The sequence below is a fragment of the Micromonospora parastrephiae genome (assembly GCF_016802865.1).
Taxonomy (GTDB): domain Bacteria; phylum Actinomycetota; class Actinomycetes; order Mycobacteriales; family Micromonosporaceae; genus Micromonospora; species Micromonospora parastrephiae.
On sequence record NZ_JAEVHM010000317.1, the window covers coordinates 1 to 4,060 of the forward strand.

Genomic DNA, 4,060 nt, shown 5'->3' on the forward strand with positions numbered 1-4,060 from the left:
CCTCCGCCCCCTCCGTCGATCATGAAGTTATTGCTACGACACGCCGAGCTGGCTGGCAATAACTTATGATCGACGCGGTGCACTCGCGGTTTGAGTGCGGGGTTGGTCAGGTGGGGAGGGTTACCTCGCCGGTGGCGACCAGGACGGCTGGGCCGGAGAGCCAGCAGGAGTTCTCGGTGACCGTCACCGTGAGGCGGCCGCCGGGAACGTCCACGGCGACCACCCCGGTGTCCCGGCCGGCGTCGCGCAGCGCCACCGCGCCCACCGCGCAGGCACCGGTGCCGCAGGACAGGGTCTCCGCGCTGCCGCGCTCGTACACCCGCATGAGGGTGTGCCCGTCGGCGCCGTCCACCGGGTCGCCGGCCACGATGAACTCCACGTTCACACCGGCCGGGAAGACCTCCGGGTCGAACCCGGGCGCGGCGGTGAGATCCAACGCGGCCAGCTCGACGCCCGCCGGCACGACACACACCAGGTGCGGGTTGCCGACGTCCACGGCGGTGCCGGGCAGGGTCAGCCCGCCGAGGGTGGCGGTGGATCCGTCGTACAGCCGGGGGCGGCGCATCTCGACGGAAACGGTGCCGCCCTCGACCAGGGCGCGCACGACGCCCGCCCGGGTGGCCACCGGCAGCACCGCGCCGGAGGGCGTCGCCAGCCCGGCGTCGAGCAGGTACCGGACGAAGACCCGGGCGCCGTTGCCGCACATCTCGGCGAACGAGCCGTCGGCGTTCCAGTAGTCCATGAACCACTCGGCCTCACCGGCCAGCCCGGCGCCGTCCGGATGCTTGGCCGCGCGGACCACCCGCAGCACCCCGTCCGCGCCGATGCCCCGCCGCCGGTCACAGAGCGCCGCGACCAGCTCCGGGGTCAGTTCGAGCTGACCGTCCGGGTCGGGAAGGAGAACGAAGTCGTTGCCGGTGCCGTGGCCCTTGGTGAACTCCACACCCCCATCATCGCGCAGCGGCGGGCACCAGGCGCAGGGCGGCCTCGATCAGGTCCGGCTCGGCGGCGTCCAGCCAGCGGATCCGAGGGTCGCGCCGGAACCAGGACCGCTGCCGACGGACGAACCGCCGGGTGGCCCGGACCGTCTCGTCGTGCGCCTGCGACTCGGTCAGCTCACCGGCGAGCAGCCGCAACACCTGCTGGTAGCCGAGCGCCCGGCTCGCCGTCCGCCCCTCGGCCAGCCCTCGCCCCACCAGCTCGCGGGTCTCCGCCACCAGGCCGTCGGCCCACATCCGGTCCACCCGCGACGCGATCCGCTCGTCCAACAGACCGGTCTCCAGATCGACGCCGAGCTGCACGGACGGGTAGTACGGCGTCGGCTGCGGCAGCGAGGCGGTGAACGGCGCGCCGGTCAGCTCGATCACCTCCAGAGCCCGGACGATCCGGCGGCCGTTACCGGGCAGGATGCCCTCGGCGGCGGCCGGATCGGCGGCACGCAGCCGCGCGTACAGCGGCGCCGGACCCACCTCGGCCAGCTCCCGTTCCAGCCGCTCGCGCAGCGCCGGATCGGTGCCCGGGAACTCGAAGCGCTCCAGCACCGCCCGCACGTACAGCCCGGAGCCGCCCACCAGCAGCGGCACCCGTCCCCGGGACAGGATGTCGTCCACCGCCGCCCGGGCCAGCCGCTGGTACTCGGCGACGCTGACCGGCTCGGTGACATCCCAGATGTCCAGCAGGTGGTGCGGCACCCCGTCCCGCTCGGCCGGGGTCAGCTTGGCGGTGCCGATGTCCAAACCCCGGTAGAGCTGCATCGAGTCGGCGTTGACCACCTCACCGTCCAGGGCGTGCGCCAGGGCGATGCTCAGCGCCGACTTGCCCGCCGCCGTCGGGCCGACGACCGCGACGACCGTGCCGACCGGCCCGGCGCCCGTCACATCCGCTCCCAGGACGCCACGAAGTACGCGACGCCGTAGGGGGCCGCGTCGTACAGCAGCTCGCCGCGCCACCGCCCGCCGCTCGACCGGGCCGCGCCGGCGAGCACCTGCCAGGACAGCCGGCCGGCGACCTTCAGCTCCGCGGACACCACCGGGTCGAGGTCGAGCAGGACGTCCAGGTCCGCCCCGGCCAACGCCGCGGCGACCCGCTGGTCGTACGCCTGGGCGCGCGGGTCGTCGTAGCCCGGGGACTTCTGCCCCCGGCACGCCGACCCGTCGCCGAGCACCAGCAACGCCACCCGGACGCCCGACGCGTTGACCGACTCGGCGAGCGCCGCCACCTCGGCCGGCCCGGCATCGGCGGCCACCTGCACGGCGGACACCGGCGCGCGCACGCCCTGCCGGGCCAGCAGCCAGGCGCCGACGGTCAGGCTCAACGGCAGCACGGCGCCACGGTCGGGCTGACCGGGCAGCAGGGGCACGTCCAGGTCGACACCCCACGGCTGGAGGGAGCCGGTGGCCGGGGACTGGATCGGGCCGGTCGTCGGGCCGGCGCCCAGCAGGACCACGGCGTCCGGGTCGGCGGCGAACAATCGACCCACGGCGGTGTCGCAGGCCGCTCGCAGGTCGTCCAACTCGGGCGCGGCGGCGCCGGCCACCTCGGGCACGAGCAGGGGCGGATGCGGGCAGACGGCGGCGGCGACCAGTGGCACCCGCCCACCGTATCGGGAATCCCCGGTGCGTCTCCGCGCCGATCCGGTCATTAGGTCGCTAGGACACCGTATGGTCACGGTCGGCGATAGGCGCTCGACGGGGACCGGGTTGGACCTGTGACAATGCCGGAAGCAACTTGGCTGCGCCGTGGCGGCGACGGGGGACGGTTCCCTCGACGCCGGGAGAACGAGGATGGGCACATGAGCGACTGGACTGCCTTCGGACGGGTGGACGCGGACGGCACCGTGTACGTCAAGACCGCCGAGGGCGAGCGGGTGGTCGGATCCTGGCAGGCGGGAGCACCGGAGGAGGGCCTGGCGCACTTCGCACGCCGCTTCGCCGACCTGGTGACCGAGGTGGACCTCACCGAAGCGCGGCTCAACTCGGGTGCGGCGGACGCCGGACACTCGCTGAGCACGATCCGGCGGATCCGTGCCACGCTGCCCGAGGCCCACGTGGTGGGTGACATCGACGCGCTGGCCGCACGGCTGGACAAGCTGGCCACCCTCGCGGAGGAGAAGGCCGGCGAGGCCCGGGCCGCCCGCGACGCCGCGCGAGTCGAGGCCCTGGCGCGCAAGACCGCGCTGGTCGAGGAGGCCGAGAAGCTCGCCGCCGAGTCCACCGGCTGGAAGACCGCAGGGGACCGGCTCAAGGAGATCCTCGACGAGTGGAAGACCATCCGCGGGGTCGACAAGAAGGCCGACGGTGAACTGTGGAAGCGGTTCGCCGCCGCCCGCGACGGCTTCACCCGGCGCCGGGGCGCCCACTTCGCCTCCCTCGACGCGCAGCGCAAGCAGGCGCAGACGGTCAAGGAGGAGCTGGTCGCCGAGGCGGAGAAACTCAAGGACTCCACCGAGTGGGCAGCCACCGCCAACCAGCTCAAGGAGCTGATGACGCAGTGGAAGGCCGCGCCGCGCGCCTCCAAGGAGGCCGAGCAGAAGCTCTGGGAACGATTCCGCGGCGCGCAGGACGCCTTCTTCAGCCGGCGCAGTGAGGTCTTCTCCGCCCGGGACAACGAGCAGCGCGGCAACCTGGAGCGCAAGCAGGCCCTGCTGGCCGAGGCGGAGGCGTTGGACATCGACGCCGACCCGAAGGGCGCCCAGGCCAAGCTGCGGGAGATCCAGGCCCAGTGGCACGAGGCCGGCCGGGTGCCCCGGGAGGCCGCCGCCGGGCTGGAGCGCCGGCTGCGCGCCATCGACGACAAGGTCCGCGAGGTGATGGACTCGGCGTGGCGCCGCACCACCAAGGAGGACAACCCGCTGCTCGCCCAGATGCGGACGCAGGTGGCGGAGGCCGAGGACCGGCTGGCCCGGGCGCAGAGCGCCGGCGACGCCCGCCGGATCAAGGAGGCCGAGCAGGCGCTCGCCGCCAAGCGGCAGTTCCTCCAGCTCGCCGAGCAGGCCGGCTGAGCTGACGTCTTCCGGAAGCCCCCGGTCCCACCCGGGACCGGGGGCTCCCGCCTGTCCAGC

4 protein-coding genes are annotated in these 4,060 nt (G+C 73.9%); 1 reads left to right on the forward strand and 3 read right to left on the reverse strand.

All coding sequences use genetic code 11. The features are described 5' to 3' along the window. Positions 1-106 precede the first annotated feature (106 nt). Genes dapF through JNW91_RS30170 form a run of 3 tightly spaced genes read right to left on the reverse strand, consistent with a single transcriptional unit; the run spans position 107 to position 2,641 of the window. Positions 107-943, reverse strand: coding sequence for a diaminopimelate epimerase (gene dapF / locus JNW91_RS30160; RefSeq protein ID WP_203178888.1), 837 nt, complete (start codon positions 941-943; stop codon positions 107-109). Between the two features lie 7 nt (positions 944-950). Then, positions 951-1,877, reverse strand: coding sequence for a tRNA (adenosine(37)-N6)-dimethylallyltransferase MiaA (gene miaA, locus JNW91_RS30165; RefSeq protein ID WP_203178889.1), 927 nt, complete (start codon positions 1,875-1,877; stop codon positions 951-953). Continuing rightward, positions 1,874-2,641: a class III extradiol dioxygenase subunit B-like domain-containing protein gene (locus JNW91_RS30170; protein ID WP_203178890.1), complete on the reverse strand. Its 768-nt coding sequence runs from the start codon at positions 2,639-2,641 to the stop codon at positions 1,874-1,876. The genes miaA and JNW91_RS30170 overlap by 4 nt, the downstream gene beginning before the upstream one ends. A 150-nt stretch (positions 2,642-2,791) precedes the next feature. On the opposite strand from JNW91_RS30170, the gene JNW91_RS30175 reads away from it, so the two are divergent. After that, on the forward strand, positions 2,792-4,000 hold the full coding sequence (locus tag JNW91_RS30175; RefSeq protein ID WP_203178891.1) for a DUF349 domain-containing protein: 1,209 nt from the start codon (positions 2,792-2,794) through the stop codon (positions 3,998-4,000). Positions 4,001-4,060 lie beyond the last annotated feature (60 nt).